The following is a 500-nucleotide window of genomic DNA, read 5'->3' as shown; positions in this document are numbered from 1 at the left end:
GGAACAGTGCGCCATGCTGCGTGCATGCGTCAGCCTGTCCGTCAGAGGGAAACGTGCCCACCGCGACAGCGATGAGTACCTTGACATAAACGTATGTCACGCCCTCCTCCGTGAAGATGGGCGCCAGCTCCACCTCTTCGCTCTCCTGCACCTTGAGCGCAAATCTAGCCGCGGCAGCGCCATCGCCGTCAGCAAGGGCTCCGTGCGGCCAAACATGGCACCGTGGCGCCGCATAAAACCCGCAAGTCACGCTCACCGGTCTGCCGCGGCTTGGGGGATGTCACCACGATAGTTGCGGCAGATAATGGTCTTGCCTTTGTGGTCCATGACAAAGACGGCGGAGAGCACCATGATGGCGGGCGAGCGGGCGGACGGGCGGTGCGGCCGGCGACGAGGGGGTGATACGAAGGCGCGCGTGCACGGGAAACAGCGCGTGCGGCTGCGTTGGCTCACACCGCCTTGCCGAGCGAGCGCAATGCCTGCACGGCTGCGCGGCGCAA

Annotated in this window: 1 protein-coding gene; it reads right to left on the bottom strand. The window is 65.2% G+C overall.

Going from position 1 to position 500, the window contains the following annotated elements; translation table 11 throughout:
* Nucleotides 1-252: 252 nt before the first annotated feature.
* Nucleotides 253-500: hypothetical protein (locus ACK41V_RS23935; protein WP_409786231.1), on the bottom strand; the 248-nt coding region annotated here is incomplete at its 5' end.

This window comes from Acidovorax sp., assembly GCF_046291265.1.
Lineage (GTDB): Bacteria > Pseudomonadota > Gammaproteobacteria > Burkholderiales > Burkholderiaceae_C > Acidovorax.
Note: the sequence above shows the minus strand (reverse complement) of the source record. Positions and strands in the feature narration are given on the sequence as shown.